13 protein-coding genes are annotated in these 18,311 nt (G+C 69.1%); 5 read left to right on the top strand and 8 right to left on the bottom strand.

Translation table 11 applies throughout. The features are described 5' to 3' along the window. Nucleotide 1: 1 nt before the first annotated feature. The 5 genes from AC6CH0_RS16640 to AC6CH0_RS16620 all read right to left on the bottom strand — a co-directional run bounded on the left by AC6CH0_RS16640 (nucleotide 2) and on the right by AC6CH0_RS16620 (nucleotide 10,950). The gene (locus AC6CH0_RS16640; RefSeq protein ID WP_498102880.1) at nucleotides 2–5,896 is read right to left on the bottom strand and encodes an Ig-like domain-containing protein; all 5,895 of its coding nucleotides are present in this window, start codon (nucleotides 5,894–5,896) and stop codon (nucleotides 2–4) included. After that, complete coding sequence (locus tag AC6CH0_RS16635; protein ID WP_498102878.1) at nucleotides 5,896–7,320, bottom strand: serine/threonine-protein kinase; 1,425 nt, start codon at nucleotides 7,318–7,320, stop codon at nucleotides 5,896–5,898. The genes AC6CH0_RS16640 and AC6CH0_RS16635 overlap by 1 nt, the downstream gene beginning before the upstream one ends. 131 nt (nucleotides 7,321–7,451) lie before the next feature. Continuing rightward, nucleotides 7,452–8,279: a PP2C family protein-serine/threonine phosphatase gene (locus AC6CH0_RS16630; protein WP_498102876.1), complete on the bottom strand. Its 828-nt coding sequence runs from the start codon at nucleotides 8,277–8,279 to the stop codon at nucleotides 7,452–7,454. A 25-nt stretch (nucleotides 8,280–8,304) separates the two neighbouring features. After that, complete coding sequence (locus AC6CH0_RS16625) at nucleotides 8,305–9,438, bottom strand: FHA domain-containing protein (protein WP_498102874.1); 1,134 nt, start codon at nucleotides 9,436–9,438, stop codon at nucleotides 8,305–8,307. Between the two features lie 78 nt (nucleotides 9,439–9,516). Continuing rightward, entirely contained in the window at nucleotides 9,517–10,950 is a 1,434-nt protein-coding gene (locus AC6CH0_RS16620) for a gamma-aminobutyraldehyde dehydrogenase (RefSeq protein ID WP_498102872.1), read from the bottom strand. A 188-nt stretch (nucleotides 10,951–11,138) separates the two neighbouring features. Here AC6CH0_RS16620 and AC6CH0_RS16615 point away from each other — a divergent pair, with 188 nt between their 5' ends. The 3 genes from AC6CH0_RS16615 to AC6CH0_RS16605 are packed head-to-tail and all read left to right on the top strand — an operon-like array spanning nucleotide 11,139 to nucleotide 14,538. Then, the gene (locus AC6CH0_RS16615; protein ID WP_498102870.1) at nucleotides 11,139–11,666 is read left to right on the top strand and encodes an Lrp/AsnC family transcriptional regulator; all 528 of its coding nucleotides are present in this window, start codon (nucleotides 11,139–11,141) and stop codon (nucleotides 11,664–11,666) included. A gap of 32 nt (nucleotides 11,667–11,698) precedes the next feature. After that, nucleotides 11,699–13,087 carry an aspartate aminotransferase family protein gene (locus tag AC6CH0_RS16610; RefSeq protein WP_498102868.1) on the top strand — a complete coding sequence of 463 codons (1,389 nt, stop codon included), beginning with the start codon at nucleotides 11,699–11,701 and terminating at the stop codon, nucleotides 13,085–13,087. Beyond that, a complete protein-coding gene (locus AC6CH0_RS16605) occupies nucleotides 13,087–14,538 on the top strand; it encodes an NAD(P)/FAD-dependent oxidoreductase (RefSeq protein ID WP_498102866.1) in 1,452 nt (483 codons plus the stop codon). Before AC6CH0_RS16610 ends, AC6CH0_RS16605 begins: the two co-directional genes overlap by 1 nt. Here AC6CH0_RS16605 and AC6CH0_RS16600 read toward each other — a convergent pair. Further along, the gene (locus tag AC6CH0_RS16600; protein WP_498102864.1) at nucleotides 14,525–15,667 is read right to left on the bottom strand and encodes a DUF4192 family protein; all 1,143 of its coding nucleotides are present in this window, start codon (nucleotides 15,665–15,667) and stop codon (nucleotides 14,525–14,527) included. The two genes, AC6CH0_RS16605 and AC6CH0_RS16600, sit on opposite strands and share 14 nt — an antisense overlap. A 186-nt stretch (nucleotides 15,668–15,853) precedes the next feature. Between AC6CH0_RS16600 and AC6CH0_RS16595 the strand changes: the two genes are divergently transcribed. Then, nucleotides 15,854–16,345 carry a methylated-DNA--[protein]-cysteine S-methyltransferase gene (locus tag AC6CH0_RS16595; protein ID WP_498102862.1) on the top strand — a complete coding sequence of 164 codons (492 nt, stop codon included), beginning with the start codon at nucleotides 15,854–15,856 and terminating at the stop codon, nucleotides 16,343–16,345. Nucleotides 16,346–16,350: 5 nt separating this feature from the next. Then, nucleotides 16,351–16,941, top strand: coding sequence for a DNA-3-methyladenine glycosylase I (locus AC6CH0_RS16590; protein WP_498103300.1), 591 nt, complete (start codon nucleotides 16,351–16,353; stop codon nucleotides 16,939–16,941). A 24-nt stretch (nucleotides 16,942–16,965) separates the two neighbouring features. On the opposite strand, the gene AC6CH0_RS16585 is transcribed toward AC6CH0_RS16590, so the two are convergent. Continuing rightward, nucleotides 16,966–17,730: a YaaA family protein gene (locus AC6CH0_RS16585; RefSeq protein ID WP_498102860.1), complete on the bottom strand. Its 765-nt coding sequence runs from the start codon at nucleotides 17,728–17,730 to the stop codon at nucleotides 16,966–16,968. After that, nucleotides 17,731–18,285, bottom strand: a complete 555-nt coding sequence (locus tag AC6CH0_RS16580) for a P-loop nucleotide/nucleoside kinase family protein (protein ID WP_498102858.1) — start codon at nucleotides 18,283–18,285, stop codon at nucleotides 17,731–17,733. Nucleotides 18,286–18,311: the final 26 nt, after the last annotated feature.

Genomic DNA, 18,311 nt, shown 5'->3' with positions numbered 1-18,311 from the left:
CTCAGCGATTCTCGTAGCGGACGATGACGCCCGCGATCTCAACATCCAACCAGACCCGATCGGCGGGCTTCGCCTCGGGGAGCTGACAACTCGTCGCGGTCTGGGCGGGCCGGCCATCGCGCTCGCCCTCGATGCCGCAGCTGAAGGCGACGGGCAAGCCCGAGTTCTCGGGCGCCGAGGTCCACGACCAGGTCTTCGCTGCGGCGTCCCACACCCGACTGGGCAGGGCGAACGTCAACGATGGGCGCGCATCGGAGGGCAGCACGCCCGACCAGGGGCCGCAACTCCCCCAGACGGAGCACGCCTGCACCCGGAAGCGAACGGACTCGCCGAACGGTCGGGCGAAGAGTTCCTGGGCCCAGCCCGATCCGCGGAACTCCCGAATCGTGCCAGGGATCTGCGCACCGCTCGCATCGACCGCGACGATGTTGTACCGCCACGCGTTGGGCGAGACCCGATCGATGTACCGGTCGTAGGTCTCGGCGGTCCGGAAGTCCATGCGGCTGTCGACTCCCTGGATGGTGCCGGGCGCCGGCCGCACGACGATGCCGGCGACCTCGGTGCTGGCGCACGCGGCGCGGTTGTATCCCCACACGACGAACGAGTACCGCGTGGCCTCGGTCGCGGTGCCCGCGAATTGCAGGCTCGTGGTCTCGGGCCCGACCTGCACGATCTCGGCGACGCTGCCCCCGCTCGACGGTGCGACGACGGATCCCGGTGCCGGGCTCGTGACCGCGCACGCCTGAGCGCCGCTCGGAACCTCGGAGGCACCGTCGACGAGCCGCTGCACGAAATACCCGCCCACGGGGTCGCCGTTTCCGGCGAACGAATCCCAGGTGACCGTGACCGTTCCGGCGGCGGCGTCGCCGTTGACCGAGATGCCTCCGGCGATCGGCGGGCCGAACGGCGTGCCGCTTGCGCCGGCCTCGGTCCACACCGCGAGCGCCGGGTAGGCCTGGTTGCGTGCGCTGACCGTGATCGGCACCTGGCTGCCGTTCTCGAGCGGCTGCGACTCGGCGGAGCAGAGGCTCGCCGTGCAGATCGCCGCCGCCGACACCTCGTTCGAGACTCCCGCGACGGTGACGACGTAGGAGCCGACGGAGCTGCCCGCCCCGGTCGACACGGGCGCCCACTCGATCAGGAGCCGGCCGTCGCGCGGCACGGCGCGGAGAGCGGTGGGCGGCGACGGGATCACGTCGGACCAGATCGGTCCGGGTGCCTCGACGGCGTCCGAGAGGCCGATCGCGTTCTTCGCCTGGATTCGGACGAACACGGCGTTCGACTGGCCGTTGCCCGGCGTCGGAACGGTGCAGGTCGTCGCAGCGCACTCGGATGACCGCAGCACCTCGCGCGTACTCGCATCGAGCAGCGCGATCTCGTATCCGGTGATCGGGGAATTGTTGAACGCGCCGGCACCGAACGCGAGGTCGAGCGATCCGTCGCCGAACGCGGTCACCTGCGCACCGGTGACCGGATCGGGTCGGTCCTGCACGGAGATGGTCACGGTGCCCCACGCGTAGCGGCTCGGATCGTCCGTGGCATCGGCCACCTGATACTGTACCGAGGAGTTCACCGGTGCAGCGCCGGCATCGACCGTCACGTTCAGGGTCGAACGGTCGTCGCTCGGTTCGATCGACACGCCGTCGGGCAGGCTGTCCTCGTCGATTCCGCGCACGCCCACGACGCGGAGCGGCACCTCGGGGAACGGATTGGCCGCGCCGTCGTTGGCGAGCACGTCGATCGTGGTCGTGCGGCCGCGTGCCGCGACCGCGCTGTCGGAGACAGGTCGGGCGATCGGTTTCGTCGATGGCACGACGCGCAACTCGATACGGCCGGGCCGACCGTCGCCGGCATCATCGGCGACGCCGACGGCGATCGCGGCACGGGTGCCCTTGGCCGTGGATTCCTCGGCCTCGATGGTGAGTTCGTCACCGTCGAGCGTGAAGCGGAATCCTTCGACGGGCGGCGGCAGCACCTCGTAGACGAGTTCGTCGCGAGCTTCGGGGTACGGGTAGTTCGTGAGCTTCAGCAATTCGATGGTCTTGGATTGGCCCGGCTCGAAGTCGATGACGCCCCCCGTGAAGACGGGCGGCTGGTTCTCGGTCGGGAGCACCGTGATCGGGATCACGATCGTGCCCGTGCGCCCGGATGGGTCGGCCGCGGACTCTCCGTCGGTCACGGCGAACGAGAGGGACGCCGGGCCGAAGTAGCCGGCTTCACTGCGATAGCGGAGCGTGTTCTGATCGACCACGAGCTCGGAACCGTCACTGTGCGAAGCGCGGACGGTCGCTGCATCCGTCAGTTCGACCGGTCTGCCCGACGCGGCGATCACGTAGTCGTCGAGCTCGAGCGTCACCGTCGCGCCGCTCATCACGCGCACGCTCGGGGCGTCGGCGCGCAACTGCGGCAATGCGTCGTCGCGGCCCGGCACCCAGATGAACGCGAAGGCGACGACGGCGGGATCTTCGGGGTGCGCGACGGAGAACGGGATGATGCGACGACGGTCTTCGATCTGCACGCGGATGCTGCCGTCACGGCGCACCTCTGCGCCGCGATCGTAGCCCGCGACCAGCGCGACATCGAGGTCGGAGACGTCGCCGTCGGCGAGGAAGACGTTCCGGAGCACCGGCACGTCGATGCGGTCTTCGCCGAGGATGTCGCTGAGGGTGAGCACCGTGTCGGATGCTTCAGGGCGGGCGAGCGGCGCGTCTTCGCTGGCGACGACCCGTAGGAAGGTCGACGCGGTGCCGAGATGTTCGTTCTCGATCTCGTAGACGAATCCGTACTCGGCCTCACCGGGCGGCACCTCGACCTCGATGTGGTCGCCGACGATCGTCGCGGTCGCTGTGCCCTGCGTCACGTCGACGCGCTGCAGCGAGAGTGCGCTGCCGTCGGGGTCCGAATCGTTCTCGAGGACCCGAACCGAGATCGTGCGCCCAGGCCGCACGATCGCGAGGTCGTCGACGGCGATGGGCGTTCTGGCGCCGTCGAGTCGCGGCGCGATGCCGACCCTGACCGTGCCGGTCGCGCGCTCACCGAGCGCGTCGACGACCTCGTACCGGAACTCGTCGGTGCCGGCCGAGTACTCCCCCGAGGAGTATTCGAGCCAGTCGGCACCGCGCGCGGTGACGCTGCCGCGTTCGGGGTTCGACTCCTGGCCGAGCAACTGCACGCTGTCACCGTCGGGGTCGACACCGCCGAGCGGAATCGGAATGCGCACCGTATCGCCGGCGAGCACTCGCGCCGTCACCGAGGCCGGCACCGGCGGCGTGTTCGTCTCGGGATCGGCGGTACGGACGGAGATCTGCACGGTCGCCGTCGCCGACTGACCGTCGGGACCGGTGATGCGGTACACCGCCTCGAACTCGCCGGCCGCGTCCGGGGCGAAGTACCGGAGCCGGTCACCGTCGACGAAGAGAAGGCCGGCGTCGGGGGCGCGCTCGAGCTCGGCATCGAGCGTGATGGGCAGCGCGTCGGGATGCTCGTCGTTGGCGAGCACGGCGATGTCGACGACGTCGCCGGTACGGGCGGCGATCGTGTCGGGCACCGCGACGGGCGGCTGGGTGCGCTGCGGGTCGGGCACCTGTACGAGTGTGACCTCACCCTCGGCCTCGGCCAGTCCGTTGCTGACGCGATAGCCGAATACGGTGGAGCCCGTATCGAGCGGGCGGGTGAGCGTCACGCGCAGGATGCGATGCTCGACGACTTCGATCTGCACCCCGGCCTCGGCGGCCGGCTCACCGAGACCCGTGACGATGAGCACCCCGCCGACCGGGTCGATGTCGGTGGCGAGCACGTCGACGTCGACGGGTTGCTCGGCTCGGAGGAACGCGGTGTGCGGCACGGTGATCGGTGTCGTGTCACGTTCCGGCGGGGCGGAGACGTCGACGCGCACACGGCCGGTCGACGTATCGGTGCCATCGGTGACGGTGTACTCGAGGTAGTGGGTGCGCACCGTGCCGCTGGTGAAGCGGAATGTGCCGCCGTCGAAGTCGGGGGTCAGCTGCACCTCGGGCTTGGCGGGAACAGCGCTGAGCTGGATGCGTCCTGAGCCGCCGCGCACGTGTCGCAGCGGGTCGACGCGCACCTCTTGACCGGCGGTGGCGAGCACGACGAACGAGTCGGCGATGAGCGGGACCGTGCCCGGCGCGCGCACGTCGATCTCGAGTGTGCCGGCCGAGACGTCGCGTCCGTCGGAAACGTGGAGCGAGACGGTGCGCGCGGCCCCGGTACCGCCCTTCTCATCGAACACGACGACGCCGTCTGCCGTCGACGACATCGAATCGGGTGCGCCGGTCGCGGCCTGCTCCAGGAAGAACGGGTCGCCGTCGGGATCGACCCAATCGCCGAGCACGGCAGTGGTCACCCGGCCACCGGCAGCCACTGCGGCCCTGGTCTGCCGTTGCTGCACCGGGGGCGAGTTCTCATCGGGCTCGCGCAGGGTCACCTGCACGGTCGCCCGTGCGGTGCCGCCGACGCCGTCGCCCACGGTGTACCCGAAGGCGATCACCCCGGACACGTCATCGTCGACGGTCAACTGCAGTTGCTGGTTCGCGGCGATGCGGTCGATGGTGACGCCCGCCGGCAGTTCGCCGTCGACGGTGTCGACGACGATCACATCGCCGTTGGCGTCGTAGTCGTTCAGGAGCACCGGCAGCGAGGTCGTGCGTCCCGGACGTGCGCCGAACTCGTCGTCGGCGGCGACCGGGGGAACCTGGCTCTTCTCGATCGTCGGGATCGTATCGGGGTCGTTCTGCTCGATCGTCTCCTCATCGCGTTCGATCTCGAGCAACTCGTCCCAGTTGTCGATGAACCCGTAGTCGTCGGCCGCGGCCCAGCTCGCGCCGCTGCGCCGGTCGCTGAGCACGAGCGCCGTGCCGTTCGAGAGGAAACCGTAGTCGCCGATGCCCGGCGCCTCGGAGAGCTCGATGCGCGCGGCCTCGCCGGCTCCGCACGATCGCCACGCCGTTCCGGTGGCCCACGCCGCGTGCAGGCAGCCGTCGAACATCATCGGAGCGGCGGGCAGGCCGAAGCGACCCTCGACCCGCTCGCTCGGCTCCCCGCCGTCGAGCCCGACGGTCAGGAGACCATGGCGAGTGGCGATGGCGACGTCGCCGCCGTCGCCGTCTCTCGCGGGCTCTTGCAGGACCGGGGCGTCGCCTGGCTCGATGAACGCCGTGAGATCGACGGTGCCGCGGTCGAGGTGGAGCCTCCGCGCATCGACGTCGAGCACAGCCCAGCGACCGCCGACCGAGGTGATCTGCACGTCGGGCTCGCCGGCGATCGGTGCGATCTGCCAGCGCGCCGCGACGGTTTCGGCCTCTGCAGCGTCGACGAGCGCGACGTCACCGGTGGACGGGGTGTAGGCGAAGAGCATTCCGTCGTCGTCGACCGAGACGACGGCGCCTTCGCCGAACACGAGCATCGGTTCGGCATCGGCGCCGAACTGCGCGAAGTCCGCGACGGGCGTCGACCAGACATCGCCGTCGGACGCGACGATGACGCGGGAACCGGCGAGCGCGAGCGAGGCGTCGTCGGGCGGCACCGCGACCGTGTCGGTGAGGGTCGAGGTGGTCACGTCGATGATGTCGACGCTGGCTCGGGTGGTGTCGAGCACGAGCACTGTCGAACCCTGCTGAACGATCTCGACCCCGGTCGATCCGGTCTCGACCACCGAATTCAGTTCGAGTATCGCCGTGTTCGCGCGGCCCACCGACTGGTGGGCATTGCTCGGCACCCAGACGGAGGCGTCACCGAGATCGACGCGCTGGGCGGCATACCCGCCGGATGCCACGGCGACGCCCGCGATCAGGGCCACGACCGCGGTCGTCGCCGCCGCCGTCATGATCGCGGGGCGGGGCGGTGAGAAGCGGTCGAGCACGGGGAATCGGCGCATCATTCCCCTTGGCCGAGGTCCACGACGACGTCGACGCAGCGTTCTGCACTCGGTGAACCCGACTTGCCGTCGCGCGTCACCGTCACGGTGGCGCAGACCCGGTCGCCATCGTCGGCTGGAACGCTCACCTGCGACTCACGCTGCACCGGCAGGGTCGCGCCGTCGACCCGGACGACGTAGGCGTCACCGCTCTGCAGGCCAGGGTCGTTCCACGAGAACGTCACCGCCTCGCCGTCGGCCGCCCCCTGCACATCGGAGACCACGGGAATCGACCGGGTGCCCTGGATCACCGCATAGGCGCCGGCTCCGACGAGCGCGATCAGCAGCACCGAAACGATCGAGATGCCCCAGGCGAGTCGACGGTTCGTCGGCGGCGGCGTCGCGCGTGCGCGGCCGGTGCTGGGATCGTTCGGGCGCGAATCCGCGCCGAGGTGCGTGGCTCCGGATCCGGCGCCGCGAGGCCGCCGACGACGGCCGGCAGCGTCTCCGACGCCGTGGGCGCCGCTGATTCGGGTGCGTTCATCGAGGTCGACTGCCGTCGCCAGCGCCCAATCGTCCATCGCCACCTCGACGGGCGTCTGGGCGAGTCCGAGCTCCGCCTCCACCGCCTGCAGGTCTCGAATGAACTCGAGCGCACTCGATTGGCGTCCTGCCGGTGAGCGCGACATGGAGCGCGCGAGCACCGCTTCAAGGCTCGCCGGCACGTCCACGCGGCCCGTGGGCGCGAGCTTGGCCTTCTCGATGCGCGCCATCAGTGCACCCGAGCCGTTCTCGCCGCCGGGTACCTCGAACGGACTCCGTCCGGCGAGCAGGGAGTACACGGTGGCGCCGAGCGACCACACTTCGCTGGCGACGTTGCCCGACACTTCGTCGTGCAGCACTTCGGGAGCCGACCACGGAATGGAAAGCCCGACGGCGTCGCTCGCCTCGGCCTCGCCGAGAGTCGCCGCGATGCCGAAGTCGGACAGCACGGGATGGCCGTATGCCGTCGTCAGGATGTTGGACGGCTTGATGTCGCGATGCAGCACGCCCTGGCGGTGCGCCGTCTCGACCGCGCTCGCGATGCGGACCCCGACTGCGAGTACCTCCGCAAGCGGCAACTGCACCGCGCGGTACCGCTGTCCGAGCGAAGCGGAACAGTACTCCATGACGAGGTACGGCCGACCGTCGGCAGCCACGCTCGCCTGGAAGACCGTGAGGATCGACGGGTGCGAGGACAGCTGGGCCATGAGGTTCGCCTCGGCCTGGAACATCTGGCGCAGGTCGTCGTTGACGACTTCGGCGAGCAGCACCTTTACTGCCACGAGACGTCGAGGCATGTTCTGCTCGTAGAGGAACACGTCGGCGAAGCCGCCGGAACCGAGCACGCGGATGAACGCGAAGCCCGGGAGATTCGGCGGAGTGGACGGCAGTCGACGAGACACGGTCCTCCTGCCTGCACGGGTCGATCACACGCCGCCCAGTCGCCGGCGGCGCCCGGTGAGCTCATTGTATCTGCGACGCGGATGCCTCGACGGGCAGTGTGCACAGGGCGAACGGCCGCCCGCGGCATCCGTCAGGCGTACTCGAGCTCGCCGTCGTCGGACCGCGTCGCACCGGCCGGCCGCACCACCTTCAGCACGTCGACGATCACCGCGGTGACGTTGTCGCGGCCGCCGTTGCCGAGCGCGGCTTCGAGCAGTTGCCTGGCGGCCTTGTCGGGCTTCGGATTGGCGACCAGGAAGTGCCGGATGCCGTACGAGGTGAGTTCTTTGGTGAGCCCGTCGGAGCAGACGAGCAGTCGCATGCCGGGTTCGACGGCGATCGCACGGTAGTCGGGGATGGGCGCTTCGTGGAAGCCGACCGCCCTGGTGATCACATTGGAGTGCGGGTGCGTATCGGCTTCTTCGCGGGTGATCTGCCCCGCATCGACGAGTTCTTGGACGATGGAGTGGTCGACGGTCAACTGCTCGAGCACTCCCCCGACGAGGCGGTAGACGCGCGAGTCGCCGATGTTGAACACGATCCAGGCGGGCTCATCGGCGATCGCGCCGAGCGCCGCCCCGGTCACCGTGGTGCCGCTGCCCTCGTCGGTGACGCCGGCGCCACGGCCCATGTCCTGCACGGCGAGCCGGAGTGCCTGGTCGATCTCGGGCGTGCCCACGAGGGTCTTGCCCCCGTGTTCAGCGAGGCGGGTGACCACTGCGGCGCTCGCGAAGTCGCCGGCGGCGTGACCGCCCATGCCGTCGGCGACGGCGAAGATCGGCGCCTGGGCGACGAAGCTGTCTTCGTTGACCTCGCGGCGCAACCCCGTATCGGTGACGGCGGCCCAGGCGAGGGTGATCTCCGTGCCGTCGGGCAACGTCACTCGATGGCGGGCGTTGCCATTGCCGATCTGCGTCACCTGTGAAGCCTGCTGTCTGGTCGGGTCATGCGCCGGGAACACCCTGGGCGGAGAGGATCTCGACGATCGTATCGTCTCCGAGCTCGAGCGTACTGCCCGGCATCACCACGATCGATTCACCCGCACGGAGTCGGCGCGCTCCTGACGTGGTTCGCAGCACGGTGCCGTTCGTCGATCGAAGATCGGTGGCGACGAGCCGGGTGCCGACGAGACGCAACTCGAGATGCGTGCCTGAGACGATCTCGCGAGGCGAGGCGACGGTGACGAGCGTCGGAGCCGGGCCGGAGCCGGCGATCCGCGGGGGCAACGGGCGTCGCCCGATGAGCACCGGCGACGTCACCGTCACCGGCGTGCCGCCGCTGATGCGGAACCTCGGGCCGCCGGGGGCGGCGGCCCCGACGACGAGATCAGGCGACTGCGACGCGCTTTCGGGTGCAGCCGCGGCGATCGCCTCGGTGGCCCCCGCCGGATCGTGCGAGGGTGTCTCGGGCGTCGGCGCGACGGGGTGGCGCGGTGGCTGCGGCAGCCGCGGGGTGACGATCGTGTCAGCGACCGCATCGTGCAGTTCGGACTCGTGCAGGTGCCGCGCGAGCACGGTGTCGGCATCGGCTTCGGCATCGGCATCGGCTTCGCCGTCACCGCGAGCGGCGGGAGCCGCCCGGCGCGCCGGGCGGCGCGGCGTCTCAGCCGCCCATTCGACCGCGGACGCCCTGAGGCTCGCTCGCGCGTGCTCGACGGCGTCGCCGGTCATCGCCACCCGATCGAGCGGAGCGGTCGCATCCGTGATGCGCACGGCGACGACGTCGTCGAAGTCCGCGAGATGCCATGGCCGGATGCCGCGTGCGTCGAAGCGGCGACTTCCGCCCGGCGAGGCGAGGTCGACGACGGCGTCGCCGCGCACGACCGCGGTGACGCTCGAGGTCGACTCGGCCGGCCACCAGACGATGCCGAACGAGTCGATCGGGCCCACCCGGCCCGACGGGATCATCCCCACGAGCGTCTCGAGGGCCAGCTGGCCGTCGCTCGCAGCTTCGGCCAGCGCGCTCAGTACCCGCTCCGGGGCGGGTGCAGCGAGCGCGACGATGAACCGGTCGCCCACGATCACGTCCCACGCCGGCGCGCCGATCGACGCCGAGCTCGTGACACCGCCTGCGACCATGCGGAACAGTCTGGCACCGGCCGGCGCCGCACGGGAATCGTCTCGCCCACTCGGCGAGACGGATCGCAGCCGTCCGGCTCAGCGACCGATGTAGCTCATCACGTGCTTGATGCGCGTGTAGTCCTCGAAGCCGTAGTTCGAGAGGTCTTTGCCGTAGCCCGAGTGCTTGAACCCGCCATGCGGCATCTCGGCGACGATCGGAATATGGGTGTTGATCCAGACGCAGCCGAAGTCGAGGTGTTTCGCGAAGCGCATCGCCCGGGCGTGGTCCTTCGTCCACACCGAGGAGGCGAGACCGAACTGCACGTCGTTCGCGAAACGGAGCGCTTCGCCGTCATCGCGGAAGCGCTGCACCGTGATGACCGGACCGAACACCTCTCGCTGGATGATCTCGTCATCTTGTGCGAGCCCCGACACGACGGTCGGGGTCCAGAAGTAGCCGCGCTCGCCCTGGCGACGCCCGCCGGTCTCCACGACGGCGTGGTCGGGCAACCGGTCGATGAAGCCCGAGACCTGCTCCAGCTGGTTCGCGTTGTTCACCGGTCCGAAGAAGACCCCCTCGTCACGAGGCGCACCGGTGCGCAGCGTCGCCGCGTGCTCGGCGAGCGCGGCCGTGAACTCGTCGGCGATGCGCTCGTGCACGAGCACTCGGGTGGCGGCGGTGCAGTCCTGACCGGCGTTGAAGTAGCCGGCCGCCGCGATGCCCTCGACCGCCGCCTCGAGATCGGCATCGTCGAAGACGATGACAGGTGCCTTCCCGCCGAGCTCGAGGTGAACGCGTTTCACGTCGACGGCCGCGGCCTTCGCGACCTCCATGCCGGCACGCACCGAACCCGTGATGGCGACCATCTGCGGTGTCGGGTGCTCGATCATCGCCGCACCCGTGCTGCGGTCACCGGTCACGACGTTGATCACCCCGGCCGGGAGGAACTCGGCGGCGACCTCGGCGAGCAGCAAGGTGGCGAGCGGGGTCGTGTCGGACGGCTTCAACACGATGGTGTTGCCCGCCGCGATCGCGGGTGCGAACTTCCACACCGCCATGTTGAGCGGGTAGTTCCAAGGCGTCACCTGGCCGATGACCCCGATCGGCTCCCGACGGATGAATGAGGTGTGGTCGGCGAGGTACTCGCCGGCCGACCGGCCCTCGAGGTTGCGGGCGGCTCCCGCGAAGAATCGGATCTGGTCGACCGAGAGGAGGATCTCGTCGTCGACGAGGCTCGCACGGGGCTTGCCGGTGTCCTGGGATTCCGCATCGGCGAACTCCTCGGCGCGGGCCTCCATGGCGTCGGCGATGCGGAAGAGGGCGAGCTGGCGCACCGCCGGTGTCGTCTCGCCCCAGATCTCGAACGCAGCGGATGCCGCACGGTAGGCGGCATCGACGTCGGCCGGTGTCGAGACGGGCGATTGGGCGTAGACCTCCTCGGTCGCCGGGTCGACCAGGTCGAGGCGTGCGTCGCCGCGCCCCTCGACGTAGTCGCCATCGATGAAGTTTCGAAGGGTGTCGGTGGTCATTTGCTCGCGTCCTCGCTTCGTGCACGGCCCGAGCTCGCGTCGGGCGACGCCATGATGGGCGCCGTTCGCGGCCATGGTACCCGCGATCCGTCGTCGAACGCGAGGAAGAAGGGCGAAATCAGTTGTGAAAACACACGAAGTCGACGGAATCACTTGCTCGTGGCATCCGTCACTGTCACAATCGACGAATGACGAACGGACCTCGTTCCACGGCGCCCCGCTCGGGGCAGTCCGATGATGCCGCCAAGGGTCGCGCCCATCACCGACCGGTGCAACTCGACGACGTCTCCAAGGCCATCATCGAGCAGCTGCAGGCCGACGGCCGACGCTCCTACGCCGACATCGGCAAGGCGGTGGGACTGTCCGAGGCGGCGGTTCGCCAGCGCGTGCAACGGCTCACCGAGTCCGGCGTCATGCAGATCGTGGCCGTGACCGATCCGATGCAGCTCGGTTTCACGACGCAGGCGATGATCGGCATCCGCTCGTCGGGCGACACCCGCGTGCTGGCCGCCCGGCTCGCCGAGATCGCCGAGATCGACTACGTCGTGCTCACCGCGGGCAGTTTCGACGTGATGGCGGAAGTGGTGTGCGAGAACGACGAGGAGTTGCTCGATCTCTTGAACACGCGCATCCGCGTGATCGAAGGCGTGCAGTCGACTGAGACGTTCGTCTACTTGAAGCTCCAGAAGCAGTTCTACAACTGGGGCACTCGCTGAGAAGGCGGGTGCTCGACGAGAAAGGGATGGCGATGACCGACACGGTCTATGACAACGACGCGCTGCAGCAGAAGGCGAAAGATCATCTGTGGATGCACTTCGCCCGGCAGTCGACGATGGCGACAGCGGGGGTGCCGATCATCACCCGGGGCAAGGGCCACCACGTCTACGACGTCGAGGGCCGGGAGTACTTCGACGGCCTCGCGGGTCTCTTCGTCGTGAACGCCGGGCACGGTCGCAAGCGCCTCGCCGAGGTTGCAGCCAAGCAGGCGGAACAGCTCGCGTTCTTCCCGATCTGGTCGTACGCCCACCCCTCGGCGATCGAGCTCGCCGACCGTCTCGCGGGCTACGCGCCCGGCGATCTGAACCGGGTGTTCTTCTCCACCGGCGGCGGAGAAGCCGTCGAGACCGCATTCAAGCTCGCCAAGTACTACTGGAAGCTGCAGGGCCGCCCGACCAAGCACAAGGTGATCTCGCGCTCCGTCGCGTATCACGGCACCCCACAGGGCGCTCTCGCGATCACCGGCATCCCGGGCATGAAAGAGATGTTCGAGCCGGTCACGCCGGGCGGCTTCCGCGTGCCGAACACGAACTTCTACCGTGCCGCCGAGATGGGTGCGCCGGCCGACGACCTCGAGGCCTTCGGCCTGTGGGCAGCCAACCGCATCGAGGAGATGATCCTCTTCGAGGGCCCCGAGACGGTCGCTGCCGTCTTCCTCGAGCCCGTGCAGAACTCGGGTGGCTGCTTCCCCCCGCCCCCCGGCTACTTCAAGCGAGTACGCGAGATCTGCGACCAGTACGACGTGCTGCTCGTGTCCGACGAGGTCATCTGCGCCTTCGGGCGGCTCGGCCACATGTTCGCGTGCGACGCGTACGGCTACGAGCCCGACATGATCACGTGCGCGAAGGCCATGACCTCGGGTTACTCCCCCATCGGCGCGACCATCGTGTCGGAGAAGATCTACGCCCCGTTCGCCGAGGGCAACACGTCGTTCTATCACGGCTACACCTTCGGCGGGCACCCGGTGTCGGCCGCGGTGGCGCTCGAGAACCTCGACATCTTCGAGGAAGAGGGGTTGAACGAGCGCGTGCGCGAGAACTCGCCGCTCTTCCGCGCGGAGCTCGAGAAGCTGCTCGACCTGCCGATCGTCGGCGATGTGCGCGGTGACGGATACTTCTTCGGCATCGAGCTCGTGAAAGACAAGAAGACGCGAGAGACGTTCGACGACGAGGAGTCGGAGAAGCTCCTCCGCGGCTTCCTCTCGAAAGCGCTCTTCGACTCCGGACTCTACTGCCGGGCCGACGACCGCGGCGACCCCGTGATCCAGCTCGCCCCGCCGTTGACGATCGGCCCTGCCGAGTTCGCGGAGATCGAGCAGAAGCTCCGCGGAGTGCTCACCGAAGCCTCGAACCGCCTCTGATGGCCGGCGCTCACCCGACAGCGACGGACGGCTCACCCGACGCCTCCCGCCGGGTGAGCTTCTGGCTCGACGACCTGGTCGCTCGCGGGCTCGATGACCTCCGCCCGCGAGCGGCCCTCACCTCGAGCGCCAGGTTCGACGTCTGCCTCATCGGCGGCGGGCTCACGGCGCTCTGGACCGCGTACTCGCTCGCAAAGGCGGACCCGTCGCTCCGCATCGCGGTGCTCGAGCGCGAGTTCGCCGGATTCGGCGCGTCGGGGCGCAACGGTGGCTGGTGTTCGGCGCTGTTCCCCCAATCGGCGACCTCGATCGAGCGCGCGCACGGGTTCGATCAGGCCCAGGCGATGCGACGCGCCATGATCGACACCGTCGACGAGGTGGGCCGCGTGACCGAGCTCGAGCAGATCGACTGCGACTACGTGAGGGGCGGAACGCTCGTGTTCGCGCGCAACCGTCCGCAGCGCGAACTCGCAACCGCTGAGGTCGCGGAAGCGCGCCGCTTCGGCGTCGATGCGCTCGAGTTCTGGGATGCGCGCACCGTCGGCTCCCGCTTCGGTGTCACCGGTCTCGGCGACATCGCCCCCGTCGCGATGTACGACCCTGCTTGCGCACGCGTACAGCCGGCCAAGCTCGTGCGCGGACTCGCGCGCGTCGTCGAAGCGCTCGGCGTCTCGGTGTTCGAACGCACCGAGGTGGTGGGATGGTCGGCCGGTCGCGTGCAGTTCCGCGCGCTCGACGGCAGTGAAGCAGCGGGCACGGTCTCCGCCCGTCATGTGATCGTCGCGACCGAGGGGTACGGCGCACAGCTGCCACGCGTGCGTCGGCGCATCCTGCCGCTCTACTCCCTGATGATCGCAACCGAGCCGCTCAGCGACGAGGTCTGGAGTGAGATCGGTCTCGAGCACGGGCAGACGTTCAGTGATTACCGTCACCTGCTCGTCTACGGCCAGCGCACCGCCGACAACCGATTCGCATTCGGCGGGCGCGGGGCGAACTACCACTGGGGCAGTGCGTTGGATCCGGCCTATGAACACGTCGGATCGGTTTTCGCCCATCTGCACACCGCGCTGCGTGAGCTCTTCCCGGCGGTCGGCGATGCTCGGGTGACGCATCGTTGGGGCGGTCCGCTCGGCGTGGCACGCGACTGGAACGCGACAGCGAGCTACAACCCGAAGACGGGGGTCGGGTTCGCCGGCGCCTACGTCGGCGACGGCCTCTCGACCACGAATCTCGCGGGCCGAACGATGGCCGACCTCGTGCGCGGCGTCGACAGCGAGCTCACACGACTCCCATGGGTGAACCACCGATCGCCCCTCTGGGAACCCGAGCCACTGCGCTACATCGGCGCGAACCTCGGCGTGCTCGGCATGCAGTTCGCCGATGCCGAGGAACGGGCGACCGGGCGACCTTCCCTGGTGGCGCGGGCGCTCGGCCGACTCACCGGGCACTGAACGCCCAGTCAGGCACCGCTCCACTGCCGATGTGGGCGGCGAGCAGACCCGCCATCGAATGCTCGGGGTCGATCGCGAGCGCTCGATCGATGAACGCGCCGGCTACCGACCCACGGCCGAGCGACCATGCGAGCCAGGCGGCGATGCAGAGTGGCCCGATCCGATGGTGTGCAGGCGCGTTCGCGACGAGTGGGCGGAGCATCGCGAGCGCCCGTTCGACGCGACGGCGATCCGGGCGAAGACTCGACTGCCCGAGCAGGAGGCGGGACAGCATCTCGCTGACCTCGCCGGTCACGCCGGCAGCCATCTCGTGCACGACGAGCCCCTCGACGCTCGTATCGAGCGCGACGGCGCGCTCCGCCGTCTCGATCGCGTCGTCATGCGCCGCCTCACCCACGACCGCGCCGAATGCGCACTGCAGCATCATCGCGTCGCGCAGGGCCGGCAGTGATGCCAGATGCAGGAACCACGCGAGTCGGAGCGAGGGATGCACCGTCTCACGCCCCAGCAGACTCTCGACCAGGGTGACGGGATCACTGTCGGGCCCGAGCCTGATCAGCGCGGCACCGCGAGCGGCGCCGGTCAGTTCGGCGAGGGCACCGGCGAGCGCAGCGGTCGCCGCGGCATCGGGCTGCGGGAGCTCACCGGCCGCGCCCGGTGAGCCGAGCATCTCGAGCTCCGGCGGCGCGAGCCGCATCACCGGGCTCTCGTCGATCATGGCGAGCGGATGTCCCGATGGAGGTGTCGCGGGGTCGATCAGTGATCCCCAGCCATCCGCCGCGCGGCACAATGCGTCGCGAACGAGGAAGCCCGCCTGCTCGGCGCGTTTGACGAGCACGGAGAGCAGCGCGCGTTCCGGGAGACCTCGCGCCGTCTCGAATCGGTCGTCGGTGTAGACGATCGGCACGATCGCGTCGACCTCGCGCATGCGGCAGATGGTGCCGACGATCGCCGCTGCGAGCGGCGTGCGGTCGCGAGCACGACGCGGCAGGTCGTAGCGCAGCACACCGGCCGTTCGGTTGCCGGTGAATGCGACGCACACGAGCGAACGTTCGGGCCGGAAGCCGGCGAGCGTCGGAACCAGGGCCAGGAACTCGTGCGCCGCCTCGGCGCGAATGATGGTGGTCATGCGGTGAGCGTGCCGCGGCCGAGCGGTGCCCGGTTCACCCATCGCAGCGATCGGTGGATGCGTGCCGTCGCCGTTCGCCTGTCGAGGAGGAGTCGACCACGCCTCCACAACGTCGTCGCCATCGCGATTTCGTGCAATGTCCGAATCCCGCGAGCCGGTGTCGGACGGCGTGGCTACGCTCGAAGCATGACGAACGTGTACCTCATCCGCCTCAGCAGCCCGATCGGGCGCCTCGAGCTCGTCGGCGACGACGACGCCGTCACGAGCCTCAACATCGAGCGCGGCGGCGTTCTGCCACACGACGCCGATGCCGAACGCCCCAATGCCGTGCTCGAACTCGCGCGCGATCAGCTCGCCGAGTACTTCGAGGGTCGTCGTCTCGACTTCGACGTTCCGGTTCGGCTCACCGGCACCCCGTTCCAGCGTGCCGTGTGGGCCGAACTGGAACGACTGCACTGGGGCGAGGCCACTTCCTACGGCTCGCTTGCCGCCGCGGTCGGGCGTCCAGGGGCTGCACGGGCCATCGGCGGAGCGGTCGGCGCCAACCCGGTTCCCATCATCGTGGGCTGCCACCGCGTCCTCGCCACCAACGGTCGAATCACCGGATACTCCGGGGGCGAAGGGGTTCCGACGAAACTCTGGCTGCTCGGGCACGAGCAGATCGGGTTCGCCGCGTGAGCGTCATCCCCCGGGCCGAGATCATCATCGGCGACGACGGCTTGGCGCGCTGCGGCTGGGGCGCCTCCGACCCCGAGTACCGTCGCTATCACGACGAAGAATGGGGCACCCTGCAACACGACCCGGTTCGCCTGTTCGAGAAGGTGTGTCTCGAAGGGTTCCAGGCCGGCCTCTCGTGGATCACGATCCTCCGGCGTCGGCCCGCGTTCCGCGAGGCGTTCCACGGGTTCGAGGTCGAGCTCGTCGCTGCGATGGACGATGACGACGTCGAGCGGCTACTCGGCGATGAGCGCATCATCCGGCACCGCGGCAAGATCGAGGCGACGATCCAGAACGCGCGAGCGACCCTCGAACTCGATGTCCCCATCGACGAACTGCTGTGGAGCTTCGCTCCGCCAGCACGCCCGGCAGCACCGCTCTCGTTCGCCGAAGTACCTGCGACGACGACCGAGTCGGCGGCGATGAGCAAAGAACTGCGTCGGCGTGGATTCCGCTTCGTCGGGCCGACGACCATGTACGCACTCATGCAGGCGTCGGGCATGGTCGACGACCATCTCGCAGGGTGCCATCGAGCAGAGACCTCGTCCACGGCGTGAGCCGCACGTTCGCGGTGTACGCGATCAGGCGACGAGCTCGAGTTCGCTCACGCCGGCCCCGCGCCTCGGAGAAACCGTGAGCGAGAACCCGGCCTCGGGCGCCCACTCGATGAGTTCTTCGATCGACGTGATGTGCGGACGCGCCGCCAGCAGGGCGCGGGTGAAGAGCCCCTTCGCCCGCTTGTTGAAATGGTTCAGTGCCCGGCTCCGACCACCCTCGTCCACGGAGACGACCCTGACGAACGCCGATTCGCGGTGGAGCGGCGCCGGTCCGAGTTCCGCGTACGCCTCAGAACGCAGGTCGAGCACGATGCCGCGTTCAGCTTCCAGCGCGAGGAGGGTCGAGATCGGGCTTCTCCAGAGCTGCTTCAAACGCACTCCCGGCACACGTGAATCATGCGAGAGTCGGTATGCCGGAATCTCGTCCATGGCGCCGAGCAGGCCGAACAGCGCGGAGTGCACGACGACGTGTTCACCGGCGAAGGCGCGGGCTCGTTCGTCGAGGCTCGCCGCATCCAATGCGTCGTAGAGCACACCGGTGTAGCGGTCGAGCGCCGGCATCGTCGCGGACTCGCGCAATGCACGGTTGCGATGCACCTCGTGCGTCAGTCGAGGACCGAGCTTCAATGCACGCATGGCCGCATCAAGATCGCCCGCGAGGGCGACCACGGCATCGGCCGCCTCGGCGCGCATCGATGAGAGCGCCCCGAACGAGAGCCGATCCAGATCGAGTGGCCTGTCGACTCCGCCGTCGCGCTTCGTTTCCGACGGCGGGAGCAGCAACCGCATCTACGAACCGATGAAGGCGAGGGCCGCGTCGACGTTCGATCCGAGAGATTCGATGCTGTCGATCGTCACCCGCGGCAGGGCCGACGATGGCCCCGTCCAGGCTGCATAGCCTTCGAGGCTCTGCTCGACCGCGCGCCAAGTCGTCTCTTCGAGATGCGGCAGCTTGCGCTCGCGCTTCTCGAGCCGCGCACGATGCAGTGCTTCATCGGAACAGACCACCTCGATCACGCGTAGCCGGACTTCGGCGCGTTCAGCGAGATCGCGCCACTGCAGGCGTGCCGCCTCGCCCGCGTTGACGGCGTCGACGATGACGGTTCGCCCCGAGTCGAGCTCTTTCTCGGCGATCTCTTCGGCCACGAGATATGCGGCGAGACCGGTCGGCTGATCAGCGTCGATGCCCGCGCGGAGGATCGCCGACTCGATCGGGTCCACTGACACGACCGTGGCACCGAGGCGGGCGCCGATGATCTCACCGATCGTCGACTTTCCCGCACCCGGCAATCCGGCCATGATAACGAGCTGGGTGACACTCAGGTCACCGAACTGGCGGTCCATCGGCTGCTCCCCCTGCATCCGTGACT

The organism is Agromyces sp. GQ35, from assembly GCF_059758475.1.
Note: the sequence above shows the minus strand (reverse complement) of the source record. Positions and strands in the feature narration are given on the sequence as shown.